The following is a 15,884-nucleotide window of genomic DNA, read 5'->3' as shown; positions in this document are numbered from 1 at the left end:
AAAAGGCCGTATTCGCTCGGCGAATGGTGGTCGTTGGAGGTCATTTTGGCCAATTGGAACGGAACAGGACCGCAACAGTGAAAATCATTCGCGCTGGTCTGAAAAGTTGATATAGTGATTCCCAAACCCGCGTCTGCGGTGGATTCTGCATGTCATTCGCCCGACATGTGTTTGTCCGATTGGTCTTGGGGCGAAGCGAAAGTGACTAACAGGGCATGAGTTTTGATAGAGGTCGCCGCGGCGGGCGCGGCAAGGACAAGCGCGACGGTTTCGGCGACGACAATTTCTACGATCAGGGCGGCCGCGGCGGCGGTGGCTTCGGCGGCGGTTTCGGCGGTGGTGATCGCTTCGGCGGCGGTGGCGGCGGCTTCGGTGGCGATCGTGGAGGTTTCGGCGGCGGTGATCGCGGCGGCGGCTTTGGCGGTGGTCGCAGTGGCGGCGGCTTCGGCGGCGGCGGTGGTTTCGGCGGCGGCGGCGGCGGTGGTCGCGGCATGCCCGCCCAGGTCGTCGGCGAAGGCAAGGGCGTTGTAAAATTCTTCAACGGACAAAAGGGCTTCGGCTTCATCGTTCGTGACGATGGCGGCGAAGACGTGTTCGTGCACATCAGCGCCGTCGAGCAGGCCGGCCTGACCGGTCTGGCCGAAGGACAGCCGCTCGGCTTCACCCTGGTCGATCGTGGCGGCAAGGTGTCGGCGACCGATCTGGTGATCGACGGCGAACCGCTCCCCGTCACCGATCGCGGTCCGCCGCGTGAAGCGCGTGAACCCCGCGCCGGTGGTTTCGGTGGCGCGCCGGACCGTGGCGGCCCGCAGCGTCAGTTGACCGGCGAGCGCTCCAGCGGCACCGTGAAGTTCTTCAACGCGATGAAGGGCTTCGGCTTCATTCAGCGTGATGACGGCCAGCCCGACGCCTTCGTGCACATCAGCGCCGTCGAACGCGCCGGCATGGCTGCCCTGAATGAGGGCGACCGGCTCGACTTCGAACTGGAAGTCGATCGTCGCGGCAAATACGCCGCGGTGAATCTCCAGTCTAAGGCCGACTAAGGCGCTGACGGATCATCCCTGTTACAGGGGAGAGGATAGGGAAGGGGTCGCCTGCAAGGGCGGCCCCTTTTTTTAGGGCGCTAGGTGCACGTTGCGTGGTCGATGCAATCCGAGCAGATAGCGCATCGCGCAGAAAAATAAGGCCCGCGCCTTCGCCTAAAAGGATATGAAAAAATAGAGCGCGCGACTTCCATTATATTTAACGAAACATTCTCTCGCAGATGTTGCGCTTGTTCCGTGAATTTAAGAGGTCTCTCTTCTTTTGCACGCCCATTGCAGAAAAGGCCGGCCCTCAACGGACCGGCCTTCTTTTAATCGAACAACTCTTCCAAAAAGCTTTTCTTTCGCTTTTTCGGGTAGCCCCGATCATCATCCCGATAATCGCGATCGGGACGATAGCTGGCCTGCCCAAAGGGCGCGGACGGCGGCGACGGGGCGCTTGCCTGCCCCGACCGCTCGATGATCTTGTCCAACTCGCCCCGGTCCAGCCAGACGCCCCGGCATTGCGAGCAATAATCGATCTCCACCCCCTGCCGATCCGTCATCGCCAATCCGACATGACAGACCGGGCAGAGCATGGCCGATACGGCAGCCTGATCCCGCATCCGCTTATTCCCGCTCGCCGGTCAGGCTGAGCAGCATCTGGAACAGGTTGACGAAGTTCAGGTACAGCGACAGCGCGCCCATGACCTGCATCTTCTGCGCCACTTCATGCCCGGCATAGACGAAATAGTCCGACTTGATGCGCTGCACGTCCCAGGCGGTCAGGCCGGTGAAGACCACCACGCCGATGATCGAGATGACCATCTGCATCGCCGAAGACCCCAGGAAGATGTTGATCAGGCTGGCGACGATGATGCCGATCAGGCCCATCATGAGGAAGCTGCCCATCTTCGTCAGGTCGCGCTGGGTTGTATAGCCCCACAGGGACATGGCGAGGAACATGACCGCGGCCGAGAAGAAGGCCTGGGCGATGCTGCCGCCGGTGAAGACCAGGAACACGCTGCCCAGCGACACGCCCATCACCGCCGCGAACGCCCAGAAAGTCATGCGCGCGGTCGCGGTCGTCATCCTGTCGATGCGAAAGCTGAAGAAGAACACGAAGGCCAGCGGCGCGAAAATCGCCACCCATTTGAGCGGCGTGCCGTAAATGGCGGCGGCCAGCGTCGGCATATTGCCGACCAGCGCCGCGACCAGGCCGGTGATGACCAGGCCAAGACCCATATTGCGGAAGACGCCCAGCATGTGTGCGCGCAGGCCGGCGTCGGTCTGCGCCGTCTGGCTGGCGCCATAGCCCGACATGCGAACGGGATTATTCATGGGAAACACTCACTCCATCATCCAATGTGGTTCGAGTGGCCCGGTGCAGTCTCCTGCGGCAACGAGAGGGGGCAAATTACCGCAAAACCAGCACCGGGCACACCCGATGCGGTCCGACATCGCGACAGGGATAAGGGGGAAATCCATGTCGCCAGAGGGGCCCGGCCCGCATCGACAATATCGGATGCTCAATGCCCGGCCGCAAGGGATGAGCCCGCCTGCAACATTTTATTACAATCTGACGATGTCGCGCACGTCATGGACAGCAGGTCATGGACGGGGGCGGCCCTGCGCGAAAGAGACAGCAAGTTGGACATTTGTATTGCTTCACCCATTGTCGTTACTTAGCTAAGTAACATAATGACCTCATGGGGATGGCAAGGAAGGATTGACCCTCACGACGCTTCGCGACATGGCGTATCCCCATGTCCGACGACCAGCATATCCCCGCGCCGCTACGCCTGTTCAACAGTCTGATCCGCACGATCGAGCCATTCGCGCCGATCGAGGATCATCATGCACGCGTCTATAGCTGCGGCCCGACGGTCTATAATTACGCCCATATCGGCAATCTGCGCGCCTATGTCTTCACCGACACGCTGCGCCGGACGCTGTTGTGGAAAGGGCTGGCCGTCACCCACATCATCAACATCACCGATGTCGGCCATTTGACCAGTGACGCCGATGCAGGCGACGACAAGATGGAGGCGGCCGCGCGCGCATCGGCCAAGAGCATCTGGGATATCGCCGCCCATTATACGCAGGCCTTCAAGCAGAACATCGCCGACCTTAACATCCTGTCGCCCAGCGAATGGACGGTCGCGACCGACTATGTGCCGCAGATGATCGCCTTTGCCGAAAAGATCGCGCCGACACATTGCTATGAACTGGACAGCGGCCTTTATTTCGACAGCAGCAGCGTGCCCGATTATGGCGCGCTGGCCGGCGGCCGCGACGATGCGGCGCACGCCCGGATCGATCCCGTCGCGGGCAAGCGCAACCCATCCGACTTCGCGATCTGGCGCAAGTCTCCGCCCGGCGAGCAGCGCCAGATGGAATGGGACAGCCCCTGGGGCAAGGGCGCGCCGGGTTGGCATCTGGAATGTTCCGTCATGTCGCAGACCCGGCTGGGTCAGCCGTTCGACATCCACACCGGCGGCATCGACCATCGCGAAATCCACCATCCCAATGAAATCGCCCAGAACCAGGCTTTCCATGTCTGCTGCGGCGATCCCGGTGTGGCGGCGGCCGGCTTCACCGGCGCGCGCTGGTGGATGCACAACAACTTCCTGGTCGACCGCCAAGGCAAAATGTCAAAGTCGAAGGGCGGCTTCACTACCCTCTTCAGCCTCATCGACGCGGGCGTGCATCCCATCGCCTACCGCCTGTTGTGCCTGGGTGCCCATTACCGGTCCGAACTGGAATTCAGCGCCGACAATCTGGCCGCCGCGCTGACCCGGCTCAAGCGACTGATCATGGGGGTCGAGGGCCTGAAGGCCCGCGCCGAGGGCGTGACCTGGCAATCCCCGCGTCTCGACTATCTGCGCGCCAACCTCCATCCCAAGCTGACGCCGCTGCTCGAACAGTTCGACGCGGCGATAACCGACGACCTGATGACGCCGCGCGCCCTTCCGCTGCTGGAAGAGGCGATCGGCATCAAGAAGGTGCCGGTGGACGAAAAGCTCTGCCTGATCGCCGCCTTCGATCAGGCGCTGGGCCTGAACCTGCTGACGCTCAGCCGTGCGGACCTGCGCCTCCAGCCCAAGGATGCGCAGATCGCGCCGGAGGCGATCGAGGCCGAACTGGAGCGCCGCACCGTCGCCCGCGCCGAAAAGGACTTCGCCCTGTCGGACGAGATTCGCGACGCCCTGATCGCCCGCGGGGTCGAGGTGATGGACGGCGATCCGCTGCGTTGGGACTGGCGGCTGACGCTGGGCTGACGGTCAAGCACCGGCATCGGCCTTGACGGCTGCTTTCCGCCGACCCAAGAGACAGGCGGATCGAGTCAAAAGCGGGGTGGTGTCGTGCAGCTTTCCACGCGGTGTGCGGCCATGATTCTGGCGCTGGCCCTGCCGACCCATGCGGCGTCCGCGGCCGCCCCGACGGGGGCTTTTTCGCCCACCGACCTGCGCCATGCCCGGCTCTATTTGCTTGAACGGCAGGCGACTGCTCTGTTCGACAGCGACGATTATGCGCTGTCCATGTCGCAAAAGACCCGCGACGCCTGGACCCGACTGCATAGCGCCGCAATGAAGACAAAGGTCGCGGGCAAGCCCCACCCGCTCGCCGGGGTCGCCTTGATCAACCTATCCTCCATGGACCAGATCGACGGCAAGAATCCCGACGCGCTGGCCCATGCCAATGCAGGCCTGGCGCTGCTCGCGCCCTTCGCCGACGCCTATTCCGTGGCCTGGATGCAGGGCCTGTCGATCAAGGGCTATGTCCAGGCGGCGCTGGGCGACGTGACCGGCGCAGCGGAGATATTGGCGCAGGCCAGCCGCTATATGGACGGCTATATTGCTCGCACGCCGTCCGACAAACTCGACCCGTCGACGCATATGCTGCGATCGAACATCGCCTTCTCCCACGCCCAGGCGCTGACCCGGCTTGGCCGCAATGACGAGGCGGTGGACGCGCAAAAAGCCAGCATGGAGGCGCGGATCGCGGCGGCCGGCCCCAACAGCCCCGACACGATCGGTTCTTATTACAGCTATGCGCAGATGCTTCAGCGCGCCGACCGCGATGTGGAGGCGGAAAAATATGCGCGCATGGCGGTCGACATCGCCACCGATCATGTCGACCGCAAACATCCCAGCTACGCTCGCGCACTCGAAGCGCTGGGTCTGCTGCTGTCGCGCACCGGACGGCGCAACGAGAGCCTCGATTATCTGCAGCGCGCCATCGCCATCAAGCGCGACACGGTCGGCGCCGGCAGCCTCTATTTCCAGTTCGGCCTGCAAAATCTCGGCACCGTGCTGTTGCCGCTGGAACGCTATGCCGACGCTGAAACCCTGTTCATGGAGGCGGAACGCGGCTTTCGTGGGATCGAAGGGGAAAATAGCCCGCAATCGGCTCGCGCCCTCGCCTTCGCCGCATCCGCAACGCTGGCAGAGGGGCGGCGCGACCAGAGTGTCGAGCGGTTCAACGCTGCATTGGCGCGGGTGCGCGCCGGATCGGACAAGGACCGGGATATCGGCCAGCGGGTCTATCCCTATCTCATCCCGGCTTTGATCGCCGCCGGACATGGCGAAGAGGCCCGCGCCGCTGCTGCCGCCTTTGCGGCTGAAACGCGCCAGCTCGACAATGCGCCTGCAATTCCCTTGGCGCAGGCGGCGATGCTGTCCGCCTGGACCGGATCTGACCAGGCGGCGCTCGGCGAGACGGCGCGACGCCTTGCCGGCCTGCTGCGCGACGATGCCAGTGTCCATGACGACGCCGAACTGACAGAGGAGCAGCGGGCCGCGCTCGACACGATCCTGGCGGTGGCGACGCAGGCGCAGGACGCCGCGCTGGCGCTGGACGCGATGGCGATCCTGGCCGGATCGCGCATCGCCCAGGCCAACCGGCTGGTCGCCCAGCGGCTGGTCGCCGATCCGGCGCTGGCTGCGCGGGTGCGCCGCCTGCAAGACCGTACCAAGACGCTTCAGGCCGCCGACAGCCGCCTGCTCAAGGCCTTGGCGACCGACCACGGCGTCGCGGCGGCCCGCACCGAACGCGCCGCCGTGGCGGCAACGGTCGATGCCGAGCGCGCCGCCATCGCCCGCGACTATCCACGCTGGGTGGAGGCGAAGGGTGGCAAGCGGCCCGATCTGGAGACTGTGCGCGCCGGGCTGGGTGAGGACGAAGCGCTGCTGGCGGTGATGCCCGCTTTCGACGGAGTCTATCTGCTCGCGGTCAGCGCCGGGGGCACGCGGATCGAGCGGGCGCAGATGGATCGCGCCGCGCTGGTGGCGTTGGTGGGGCGGCTGCGCGGTTCGCTTAGTCCAGCCGGTTTCGACCAAGGCAGCGCACACACGCTATATCGCCAGATCTTCACCCCCGGCATCCTCGCCACGCTGGGCAAGGCGCGGATGCTGCGCATCGTGCCGACCGGCGCCTTCGCCTCGCTACCCTTCGGGATGCTGCCGCAGCGGCCGATGGCCGCGGTGACGCGCCATGCGCCCTGGCTGATCCGCCGCTTCGCAATCGAGGTGCAGCCCGGATTTACCGCGACCAGAGATCGGCGACAGCAGATGGCGGCGCGGAACCAGCGTTTTCTGGGCATTGGCGCGCCGCTGACCTTTGGCGCCGTCCAGACGACCGATGCGCCGCGCGGCGCCGGGGCGATGCTGGCCGCCAACGCCTATTTCCGCACTGGCGGCGCGGATGCGCGGGCGCTGTCGCAATTGCCGCCGCTGCCCGGATCGCAGGCTGAATTGCAAGCCGTAGCGCATCGCTTCGGCATGGATCGCACCACCTTGCTGATCGGACGGGACGCCAGCGAAGCTGCGCTGCGGGACCGTGACCTGTCCGGCTATGCCGTGATCCTGTTCGCGACCCATGGGCTGGTCAGCGGCGAGATGGAAGGCGTGACCGAGCCCGCGCTGCTACTGTCCCCCCCGGCCGCCGATGCGGTCGGCGACGACGGGCTGCTGACGGCGTCGGAAGTGGCGGCGATGCGGATCGGCGCGGACTGGGTCATCCTGTCGGCGTGCAACACCGCGGCGGGGAACGACGCGCAGGCCCCGGCCTATTCGGGGCTGGCGCAGGCGTTTCGCTATGCCGGGGCGGGATCGCTGCTGGTGTCGCACTGGCCGGTGCGGGACGACGCCAGCGCCTTCGTCACATTGGAGACGGTGAAGGGCGCGGCGCGTGGCCTGCCCCGCGCCGTGGCGCTGCAGCGGGCGATGCTCAAGCTGATCGGATCGAAGCGGCCCGCCGCCGCCCAGCCCTATATCTGGGCGCCGTTCATTCTGATGGGGCGTTAACCCGCTTCCAGCGCCGCGCCGGCCTCCATCCAGATTTCCTCGGCGCTCTCCAGCTTCTTTTCAACCTCGGCCCGCTTCATCATCAGCTGGCTGGTGGTCATCTTCGCTTCCGCGCCGGTCGCCGCCTTGGGGTCGGACAGGACCGTATCGATACGCTTGCGCTCGGCGATCAGGGTGGTCATTTCGCGCTCCGCCTTGTTGACCGCGTTTTTCAGCACCTTCTGCTTTTCGCGCCATTCGGCGGCGGCCTTCTTGTCCGCCTTGCGATCGACCTTCGGGGCGTCGCCGCTGCTGCTGTTGCCGTCCGCCTTGCGCAGGATGATGTCGGTATAGTCATCGAGCGATCCGTCGAACGGCTGGGCGGTGCCGTTGTCGACCAGCACCAGACGATCGGCGACCAGTTCGATCATGTGGCGGTCGTGCGACACGATCACCACCGCGCCGCTGTAGTCGTTCAAAGCCTGCACCAGCGCCTCGCGGCTGTCGACGTCCAGATGGTTGGTCGGTTCGTCGAGGATCAGCATGTGCGGTGCATCGCGGGTAATGAGCGCAAGGGCCAGACGGGCGCGCTCGCCGCCGGACATGGAGCCGACCTTCTGCACCGCGCGCTCGCCGGAAAAGCCGAAGCGGCCGAGTTGGGCGCGGACCGCGCCGGGCGTCGCGCCCTTCATGACGCGGGTCATATGTTCCAGCGGCGTGTCGGTGACGTCCAGTTCCTCCACCTGATATTGGGTGAAATAGCCGACATTCATCTTGGGCGAGCTTTGCATCGTCCCTTCCATCGGGGCGAGTTGCGCGGCGATCAGGCGGGCCAGCGTCGTCTTGCCGTTACCGTTGCGGCCGAGCAGCGCCAGGCGGTCGTCAGGATCGATGCGCAGGTTGATACGCTTGAGGATCGGCGTTTCGGTGTAGCCGACCGAGGCCATGTCCATGGTGATGAGCGGCGGCCGCAGTTCGGCGGGGCTGGGAAAGCCGAAATGCAGCGTCGGATCTTCGCTGGCCGCGGCGATGGGCTGCATCCGGGCCAGCGCCTTGGCGCGGGACTGGGCCTGTTTCGCGGTCGAGGCGCGGGCCGAGTTGCGGGCGACATAGTCCTGCAACTTTTCGCGCTCCGCCTGCTGCTTGGCGCGGGCGGATTCGAGCTGGGCGAGCCGTTCGGCGCGCTGCCGTTCGAAGGCGTCGTAACCACCGGGATAGAGGGTGACCTTCCCCCCTTCCAGATGCAGGATATAGTCGACCACATTGTTGAGCAGGTCGCGTTCGTGGCTGATGACGACCACGGTGCCGCGATAGGCTTTCAGGAAATTCTCCAGCCAGAGCGTCGCTTCGAGGTCGAGATGGTTCGACGGTTCGTCAAGCAGCAACAGGTCGGGGTTGGAGAAGAGCAGCGAGGCGAGCGCCACGCGCATCTTCCAGCCGCCCGAATAGCTGTCGAGCGGGCGGCCCTGCATTTCCTCGTCAAAGCCGAGGCCCACCAGGATGCGGGCGGCGCGGGCGGGGGCGGTATAGGCGTCGATCGCCGTCAGCCGCTCGTAAATATGGCCCAGGCGATCGGGGTCTTGCGTATGCTCCGCCTCCGCCATCAGTTCGGCGCGTTCCTTGTCGGCTTCGAGCACGGTGTCGAAGGGGGTCGCGGTGCCGGACGGGGCTTCCTGCGCGATATAGCCGAGGCGCGTGTCGCGGGGCATGTCGCACGACCCTTCGTCGGGATCGAGCTGGCCGATCATCACCTTCATCAGCGTGGACTTGCCCGCGCCGTTGCGGCCGATGAGGCCGACGCGGCTGCGCGGCGGCAGGGCGGCGGCGGCACGATCGAGAATGACGCGGCCGCCAAGGCGCACGGTGATGGCGTTGAGATTCAGCATGGGCGCGCCCTTAGCATGGGTGCGCGGGGTCGAAAAGCCGTGGTCGCGGCGTTTTGCAAGGCGGCGTGGCGTTGCGAAGTTCACACCGTCGTGGCTGACGCAAAAACGTGGAGGCGGACGGGTGGCGTCGATTTCGCAATAGGAGAATTTTTGCGAAATGGGGGTGGGCCGCGCGGGGGTGTGGCGCGGTGGGCGGGAGGCGGACGGTGGGAAAGAGCCGAGGGAATTATGGCATGGGTGGCGGGGTGTAGGACAGGGCGTTGATGAAGGGGGATGCGTGTGCCCGCGCAGGCGGGAACACGCAGTTCTAAAATATCGGACGCCGCCTTACGCTGCTTCCGACAGCCGGATTTCCAGCGCCAGCCCCGAAGCGGTGGCGAGATTCACCAGCGCGTCGAGCGAGAATTTGCCGAGTTTGCCCCGCAGCAGATCGTTGAGCCGGGGCCGGGTGATGCCAAGCCGCATCGCTGCCGCTTCCTGCGGCATATCCCAGCCACGAATACGGCTTTGCAGCGCGGACAGAAGTTCCGAGCGTGCCTTCATGTTCGCCGCTTCCGCCGGGGTATCGGCCAGCGCGTCAAAGACGCTGTCGAACGTCTGGACTTCCATCACCTATTCCTTCTTCCATGCCCGCCTATAGCCTCAATTTGCTTCTCACGCGCCACAACCAAAAAAGTTTGTCTATCTTGCGAATCGTCGAGGTGAGTCACAATCTCTCTTGCCTCTCATTCAATAAACGCTACACCCTTTGTGTATCACAACAACAACAATTCGAGATGCAAATGGCCGGACCTCTCAGCGATTACGACTTTTCCGATGCGATAGCCTATCATACGGATCAGTTCCCTCCTGCCAGTCTGCGCTATGAACAAATTATAAATCCGCTAAGCAAAGCTGCCGGTGCGCTAGCGCGTTATGATACGCGGTTGGAAGGACTTCATAATAAGGAACTACTCTTAGCACCACTTCGCAATACCGAAGCTGTGGTGTCGTCCCGGATCGAAGGTACGGTTGCGACTCTTGATGAGGTTCTAAAAATTCAAGCCGACGCCGACGAAGAAGGAAATGACGGCGCGGAACGTGGCTCTCGTTATCGTGAGGAGGCAATTGAGGTATATTCATATACCCGCGCCATGAAACATGCGCAGAGTTTAATTACAAATGGTCTGCCAATTTGCTCTCGTGTTATCAAAGAAGCACATTCTAGACTTCTTTTTTTCGGTCGAGGCGCGGACAAAACGCCCGGCGTCTATAAGAATGATCAAAATTATGTGGTTGATAAGCGGCGTAAAAAAGTTCTTTTCGTTCCAATTAGCGCTGACAAACTTGAAGATGGCATTTCAAATTTGGAACGATACATAAATGATGAAAAACTAGACCCGCTTATTCAGACTGCTTTTGCGCACGTGGAGTTTGAAGCACTCCATCCATTCAAGGATGGAAATGGCCGCCTAGGCCGAATGCTTATTCCACTAAATCTCTGGCAAAAGGGCAAGATTCATGCACCTCATTTTTATGTTAGCGGTGCGATCGAAGAACGCCGTGATGAATATATAGATCGTTTGAGAGCGACATCACATAACGGCGAATGGACGGAATGGGCAATATTTTTTCTTGAAATAATCGCTCAGCAAGCGGATACGAACATAGCCATTACTGATAAAATCATAAACCTATATGACAATATGAAAGAGACATTTCGAGAGAAACTTCAATCGCAATGGTCGCCAGTTGTGCTTGATTATATTTTTGCACGACCAGTTTTTTGGAATAGTTCATTTACAGCGAGTAGCGGCATTCCAAGCCAAACGGCCCATCGACTTAGTCGCGTGTTGATCGACAGCGACCTATTAACAGTAGTCGAACCAGCCGCCGGACGGCGCGCCGCTTTGTTAGCATTTAATCCTCTTTTGGAACTAGTAAGGGCTTAAACATTACGTTTATAGGTCACTACGATTTAGCATAAAGCGTAAACTCGCCCTTCAATCCGCCCACGCTCGATTGCCCGACCCACAGGTCGAACGCGCCGGGTTCGGCGATGCGCTGGCTTCGGGCGCCGACGAACTCCAGGTCGACGCGCGACAGCGAGAAGCGGACGGTCTTGCTTTCGCCCGGCGCCAGCGTCACGCGGGCCATGCGTTTCAGCTCGCGGATCGGGCGGGTGCGGCTGGCGACGCGGTCGCGGGTGTAGAGCTGGACCACTTCGCTGCCCTTGCGGTCGCCCTTGTTAGTGATGCGGGCGGTCACTTCGATCGCGGCGTCCCAGCGTAGCGCGCTGTCGGACAGTTTGAGCTGGTCCAGCACGAAGTCGGTATAGGTCAGGCCGTGGCCGAAGGGGAAACGGGCGCTGTTGTCGGTGGTGGCGTAGCGGGCCTTATATTCGCTACTGCCATTGCCCAGCACCGGGCGGCCGGTCGATTTGCGGTCATAATAGAAAGGCTCCTGCCCGCTTTCCCAGGGGAAGCTGACGGGGAGTTTGCCCGATGGATCGACCTTCCCCAACAGGATGTCGGCGATGGCGTGGCCCGCCTCGCTCCCCAGGAACCAGGTGGCGAGGATCGCCTGCGCATTGGCGACGCCGTCGTGCAGGGCGAGCGCGCGGCCGTGGCGCAGCAGGATGACGACGGGCTTGCCGGTGGCCGCGACCGCGTCGGCCAGCGCCTGTTGCGCGGGCGGGATTTCGATGACGGTGCGGGACTGGGCTTCGCCGGACATGGCCTGCGATTCGCCGATGGCGAGCAGGACGATATCCGCCGCCTTGGCCGCCGCCACCGCTTTGGCGATGCCGCCGTCGATCGGCCCGCTGATGTCGCTGCCGCGCGTGATGGTGAGTTTCGTCGGGTCGGGGAGCGCGGCGCGCAGGCCCGTGGCGATGTCGACGCCCTTGTCCGGATCGCCATAGAAGGCCCAGGGGCCGTAGAGATTGGCGGTGTCCTGCGCGAAGGGGCCGATGAGGGCGATGGCCTGCCTCCTGGCCGGGTCGATCGGCAGGACGCCTTCATTTTTGAGCAGCACGACCGATCGGGTGGCGGCTTCGCGGGACAGGGCGCGGTGGGCTGGGGTGAAGATGCGGGTCTTTTCCGCTTCCTCGTTCAGCGACCGCCAGGGGTTGTCGAACAGGCCGATGGCGGCCTTCACATAGAGGATGCGGCGCACGGCGACGTCGATCGTGCCCATCGGCACCGCGCCGCTCTTCACCAGATCGGGGAGGTAGCGGATATAGAGGCCGCTCTGCATCGACATGTCGACGCCTGCGAGGACGGCGAGGCGGGCGGCGTCGCGGTCATCCTCCGCAAAGCCGTGGGCGACCAGTTCTTCGTCGGCGGTGTAATCGGAAAAGACGAAGCCGCGAAACTGCATCTCGCCGCGCAATATGTCGGTGAGGAGTTCGCTGTCGGCGGTGGCGGGGACGCCGTTGATCTCGTTGAAGGCGGCCATGGTGGTGAGCGCGCCGGCCGCGAACGCCTTGCCGAAGGGCGGCAGATGGGTTTCGCGCAGCGTTTCCTCGCTGATGTCGACATTGCCATATTCCAGGCCCGCGGCGACCGCGCCATAGGCGGCGAAATGTTTGGGGCAGGCGAGCAGGCTGTCGTCGCGGCGCAGGTCGCGGCCCTGGAACCCCCGGATGCGGGCGGCGGACAGCAGGCCGGTGAGGGTGACGTCCTCCCCTGCCCCCTCGACCACCCGGCCCCAGCGCTGATCGCGGGCGACATCGACCATGGGGGCAAAGGTGAGGTGGAGGCCCGCCGCGGTGGCTTCGATCGCCTGGGCGCGGGCGGTGCGCTCACACAAAGCGGGGTCGAAGCTGGAGGCTTCGGCCAGCGGGACCGGGAAGATGGTCTTGAGGCCGTGGATGACGTCTCCGGCGAAGAGCAAGGGGATGCCGAGGCGGCTGTCCTTGACCGCGATCTCCTGCGCCCGGCGGCCGCCTGCGACGCCGATGCCGTTGAAGAGGCAGCCGACCCGGCCCTTGCGGATTTCCTGCGCGAGGCGCTTTTCGTCCTGGATGCCGACCTGCGGGTTGGGGGGATTGAAGGGGCGGAAGCTGTCGGCGAGGCAGGTCATTTGCCCGGCCTTTTCCTCCAGCGTCATCTTCGCGATCAGGGCGTCGACGCGCGCCACGTCGGTCTGCGCCAGGGCGCGGCGGGGGAGGCCGAGGGCGAGGACGCCGCCCAGCGTGCGGATGAGAAGGTCGCGGCGATCGAAGGTCATGTGGGGAGGGCGTAACCGGACAAGGATGAATGAAACTTGTCCAGCCAACGCGAGCGCGCGGATTTTGTTGCACCGCGGCAACGACCCTGCGGCGCGGCGGCGTTCGTCCGCGGTGGGGGCCAGCGATGCGGGGAATGTCTGGGGAAGGCTATGGTGGACGCACTTGGGCTCGAACCAAGGACCCGCTGATTAAGAGTCAGCTGCTCTACCAACTGAGCTATGCGTCCACACCGGCCTGTTCCGGTCCGTTAAAGGACCGCCTGCATCGGCCCGATGCAGTGGTGGACAGGGCTGGATTCGAACCAGCGTACGGGAAACCCGGGCAGATTTACAGTCTGCTGCCTTTAACCACTCGGCCACCTGTCCAGTGCCCTGCGCGACAAGAAATTTGCGTTCCCGCCTCGCTGGAGGCGGCTCAATGGCGAAAGGAGACTTGCCTGTCAATGGGGTGATGTGAAAAGAGCGCAATCATGAAAAAGCCCAATCGCTCCACCAAGTCCAAGGGCGCCTTTCCGCGCTTCTATGGTCGTCACGCCGTCATAGCGGCGCTCGCCAACCCTAACCGCATCGTGCGCAAGATATGGGGCACGCGCGAAGCGCTGGGCGCCCTCGATCTGCCGCCGGTGCTGCCGATCATCTATTCCGACGTCGCCGACATGGGCCGCATGGTCCCGTCCGACGCGCCGCACCAGGGCATCGTCGCCGAAGTCGAGCCGCTGGACGATGTCTGGCTGGGCGAGATATTGGAGGAAGGCCAGGACGACAGGCGGCCGATCCTGGTGCTGGACCAGGTGACCGATCCGCATAATGTCGGCGCGATCCTGCGCTCCGCCGCCGCTTTCGACGCGCTGTGCATCGTCACGCAGGACCGGCACGCCCCGCCCGAATCGGGCGTGCTGGCGCGCGCGGCGTCGGGCGCGCTGGAAAATGTGCCCTGGGTGCGGGTGGTGAACCTGGCCCGCGCGCTCGAAGAGATTGCCGAAGCGGGCTATTGGCGCATCGGGCTGGACGGCGACGCCGACACCATATTGGGCGAGGCGATCGGCGAATCGCGTGTCGCCCTGGTGCTGGGGGCCGAGGGCGAAGGGCTGCGCCACAATACGATCGCCCATTGCGACATCATCGCCAAGCTGCCGATCAGCCCGCGGATGGAGAGCCTGAACGTGTCGAACGCCGCAGCGATCGCGTTGTACGCCGCAACGGTTCGCTAACCGGCCTATAGAAAGGAAGCGCCATGGACCGCCTGTATCGCACCCTGGGGGCGCTGGCGGGGCTGCTGGCGCTCTCCGCCTGCCTGGTGACGCCGGGCGCGTTCGAATCGAGCCTGGACATCCGTGCCGACCGCAGCTTCGCCTTCGCCTATAAGGGCGAGATATTGGCGTCGGACATGGGCAAGAGCGGCCTGGCCGGCGGCGGGCCCTCCACCGACGACACGCAAGACGAGGCCGCGCCGACCCTGTTGCAGATCGCCGCGCGCGACGAGGATTTCAGCGACGCGGTCGCCGATGGCGCGGACAAGGGCGACGAGGCGCAGATGCTGGCGATCGCCGCCGTGCTGACCAAGGAAAAGGGGTTTCGCTCGGCCCGCTACATGGGCAACCGCAAGTTCGAGATCGATTATGCGATGACGGGCAAACTGACCCACGCCTTCCTCTTCCCCTTCAACATCGACGCCCAGATCATACTGCCCTTCGTCGCGGTGGAACTGCGCGGCGACGACCGGGTGCGGGTCAAGGCGCCCGGCTTCGCCAACGGGTTCGACAAGAGCCAGGGACCGGCCGGCATGGGAAATGGGGCAGGGGACGAGGCGGCCAAGGCGCTGAACGGCCGCTTCACGCTGACAACCGACGCGGACATCGTCAGCCAGAATCAGGAAGAGGGCGCGCAAACCACGCCGCAAGGCAAGCGGATCATCTGGACGATATCGCCGCTGACCAGCGATGCCCCAGCGGCCACGCTGCGGGTGAAGCCATAATGGCATAATGGCGTGTTTCCGCGGAGGCGGGAACCCAGTTCGGACGTTTCGACTGGGTTCCCGCCTCCGCGGGGACACATATATTCGCATCACAGGTCATGCTTTGGTGCGACAAGACATATCGCACCCGCCATGTTCAAAGACGCTTCAGTCTTCCGGCGCGATGGTGACGCGCAGGCCGTCGAGCGAATCGCTCAGCATCACCTGGCAGGACAGGCGGCTGGTTTCGTTGCGATGGTCGGAACTGTCGAGCAGGTCGTTTTCGTCCTCACTCATGGCCGGCAGCGCGTCGGCGAAGGCCGGATCGACATAGACATGGCAAGTCGCGCAGGAGCAGCAACCGCCGCACAGCGCCAGCAATTCGTCAAAACCGTTGTCGCGAATGATTTCCATCACCGACAGGCCATTGTCGCCATCGACAGCCTGTTCTTCACCTGCACGGTTGACCACGATCAATTTCGGCATCTATCCAATCCCCTCGAATTTTCTCCGCCGATCTGAC

General features: G+C 63.7%; 12 protein-coding genes and 2 tRNA genes. 6 read left to right on the top strand and 8 right to left on the bottom strand.

What is annotated here, in order from left to right; all coding sequences use genetic code 11:
* Positions 1 to 215: 215 nt before the first annotated feature.
* A complete protein-coding gene (locus tag V473_RS24590) occupies positions 216 to 1,043 on the top strand; it encodes a cold-shock protein (protein WP_066605824.1) in 828 nt (275 codons plus the stop codon).
* Positions 1,044 to 1,354: 311 nt separating this feature from the next.
* On the opposite strand, the gene V473_RS13280 is transcribed toward V473_RS24590, so the two are convergent.
* Both V473_RS13280 and V473_RS13275 read right to left on the bottom strand, forming a co-directional pair.
* Positions 1,355 to 1,648 (bottom strand): TFIIB-type zinc ribbon-containing protein, encoded by a 294-nt coding sequence (locus tag V473_RS13280; RefSeq protein WP_066605822.1) that lies wholly within the window; start codon positions 1,646 to 1,648, stop codon positions 1,355 to 1,357.
* 4 nt (positions 1,649 to 1,652) lie between these two features.
* Entirely contained in the window at positions 1,653 to 2,363 is a 711-nt protein-coding gene (locus V473_RS13275) for a Bax inhibitor-1/YccA family protein (RefSeq protein ID WP_066605819.1), read from the bottom strand.
* Between the two features lie 425 nt (positions 2,364 to 2,788).
* Between V473_RS13275 and V473_RS13270 the strand changes: the two genes are divergently transcribed.
* A complete protein-coding gene (locus V473_RS13270) occupies positions 2,789 to 4,303 on the top strand; it encodes a cysteine--tRNA ligase (RefSeq protein ID WP_066605816.1) in 1,515 nt (504 codons plus the stop codon).
* 111 nt (positions 4,304 to 4,414) lie between these two features.
* Positions 4,415 to 7,330, top strand: a complete 2,916-nt coding sequence (locus V473_RS13265; RefSeq protein ID WP_066605813.1) for a CHAT domain-containing tetratricopeptide repeat protein — start codon at positions 4,415 to 4,417, stop codon at positions 7,328 to 7,330.
* Here the strand turns inward: V473_RS13265 and V473_RS13260 are convergent.
* Together V473_RS13260 and V473_RS13255 are read right to left on the bottom strand one after the other, a co-directional pair.
* A complete protein-coding gene (locus tag V473_RS13260) occupies positions 7,327 to 9,195 on the bottom strand; it encodes an ABC-F family ATP-binding cassette domain-containing protein (protein WP_066605811.1) in 1,869 nt (622 codons plus the stop codon). The two genes, V473_RS13265 and V473_RS13260, sit on opposite strands and share 4 nt — an antisense overlap.
* Before the next feature lie 327 nt (positions 9,196 to 9,522).
* Complete coding sequence (locus V473_RS13255) at positions 9,523 to 9,804, bottom strand: helix-turn-helix domain-containing protein (RefSeq protein WP_066605808.1); 282 nt, start codon at positions 9,802 to 9,804, stop codon at positions 9,523 to 9,525.
* Between the two features lie 17 nt (positions 9,805 to 9,821).
* Between V473_RS13255 and V473_RS22970 the strand changes: the two genes are divergently transcribed.
* On the top strand, positions 9,822 to 11,126 hold the full coding sequence (locus V473_RS22970) for a Fic family protein (protein WP_201785525.1): 1,305 nt from the start codon (positions 9,822 to 9,824) through the stop codon (positions 11,124 to 11,126).
* A gap of 19 nt (positions 11,127 to 11,145) precedes the next feature.
* Here the strand turns inward: V473_RS22970 and V473_RS13245 are convergent, their stop codons facing one another.
* The 3 genes from V473_RS13245 to V473_RS13235 all read right to left on the bottom strand — a co-directional run bounded on the left by V473_RS13245 (position 11,146) and on the right by V473_RS13235 (position 13,773).
* On the bottom strand, positions 11,146 to 13,407 hold the full coding sequence (locus V473_RS13245) for a glycoside hydrolase family 3 N-terminal domain-containing protein (RefSeq protein ID WP_066605797.1): 2,262 nt from the start codon (positions 13,405 to 13,407) through the stop codon (positions 11,146 to 11,148).
* 151 nt (positions 13,408 to 13,558) lie between these two features.
* A tRNA-Lys gene (locus V473_RS13240) sits at positions 13,559 to 13,634 on the bottom strand.
* A 52-nt stretch (positions 13,635 to 13,686) separates the two neighbouring features.
* Positions 13,687 to 13,773, bottom strand: a tRNA-Tyr gene (locus V473_RS13235).
* 104 nt (positions 13,774 to 13,877) lie between these two features.
* Here V473_RS13235 and rlmB point away from each other — a divergent pair.
* Positions 13,878 to 14,618: a 23S rRNA (guanosine(2251)-2'-O)-methyltransferase RlmB gene (rlmB, locus tag V473_RS13230; protein ID WP_066605794.1), complete on the top strand. Its 741-nt coding sequence runs from the start codon at positions 13,878 to 13,880 to the stop codon at positions 14,616 to 14,618.
* Between the two features lie 23 nt (positions 14,619 to 14,641).
* Positions 14,642 to 15,382 (top strand): hypothetical protein, encoded by a 741-nt coding sequence (locus V473_RS13225; RefSeq protein ID WP_066605791.1) that lies wholly within the window; start codon positions 14,642 to 14,644, stop codon positions 15,380 to 15,382.
* 147 nt (positions 15,383 to 15,529) lie between these two features.
* Here the strand turns inward: V473_RS13225 and V473_RS13220 are convergent, their stop codons facing one another.
* Positions 15,530 to 15,847, bottom strand: coding sequence for a 2Fe-2S iron-sulfur cluster-binding protein (locus tag V473_RS13220; protein WP_066605787.1), 318 nt, complete (start codon positions 15,845 to 15,847; stop codon positions 15,530 to 15,532).
* Positions 15,848 to 15,884: the final 37 nt, after the last annotated feature.

The organism is Sphingobium cupriresistens LL01, from assembly GCF_001046645.1.
Taxonomy (GTDB): Bacteria; Pseudomonadota; Alphaproteobacteria; order Sphingomonadales; family Sphingomonadaceae; genus Sphingobium; species Sphingobium cupriresistens.
Note: the sequence above shows the minus strand (reverse complement) of the source record. Positions and strands in the feature narration are given on the sequence as shown.

What these genes read in the sequence shown, in the direction of transcription:
- V473_RS24590 (WP_066605824.1), top strand. Translation starts at nt 216, where the DNA reads ATGAGTTTTGATAGAGGTCGCCGCGGCGGGCGCGGCAAGGACAAGCGC.
- V473_RS13280 (WP_066605822.1), bottom strand. Translation starts at nt 1,648, where the DNA reads ATGCGGGATCAGGCTGCCGTATCGGCCATGCTCTGCCCGGTCTGTCAT.
- V473_RS13275 (WP_066605819.1), bottom strand. Translation starts at nt 2,363, where the DNA reads ATGAATAATCCCGTTCGCATGTCGGGCTATGGCGCCAGCCAGACGGCG.
- V473_RS13270 (WP_066605816.1), top strand. Translation starts at nt 2,789, where the DNA reads ATGTCCGACGACCAGCATATCCCCGCGCCGCTACGCCTGTTCAACAGT.
- V473_RS13265 (WP_066605813.1), top strand. Translation starts at nt 4,415, where the DNA reads ATGATTCTGGCGCTGGCCCTGCCGACCCATGCGGCGTCCGCGGCCGCC.
- V473_RS13260 (WP_066605811.1), bottom strand. Translation starts at nt 9,195, where the DNA reads ATGCTGAATCTCAACGCCATCACCGTGCGCCTTGGCGGCCGCGTCATT.
- V473_RS13255 (WP_066605808.1), bottom strand. Translation starts at nt 9,804, where the DNA reads ATGGAAGTCCAGACGTTCGACAGCGTCTTTGACGCGCTGGCCGATACC.
- V473_RS22970 (WP_201785525.1), top strand. Translation starts at nt 9,822, where the DNA reads ATGCCCGCCTATAGCCTCAATTTGCTTCTCACGCGCCACAACCAAAAA.
- V473_RS13245 (WP_066605797.1), bottom strand. Translation starts at nt 13,407, where the DNA reads ATGACCTTCGATCGCCGCGACCTTCTCATCCGCACGCTGGGCGGCGTC.
- rlmB (WP_066605794.1), top strand. Translation starts at nt 13,878, where the DNA reads ATGAAAAAGCCCAATCGCTCCACCAAGTCCAAGGGCGCCTTTCCGCGC.
- V473_RS13225 (WP_066605791.1), top strand. Translation starts at nt 14,642, where the DNA reads ATGGACCGCCTGTATCGCACCCTGGGGGCGCTGGCGGGGCTGCTGGCG.
- V473_RS13220 (WP_066605787.1), bottom strand. Translation starts at nt 15,847, where the DNA reads ATGCCGAAATTGATCGTGGTCAACCGTGCAGGTGAAGAACAGGCTGTC.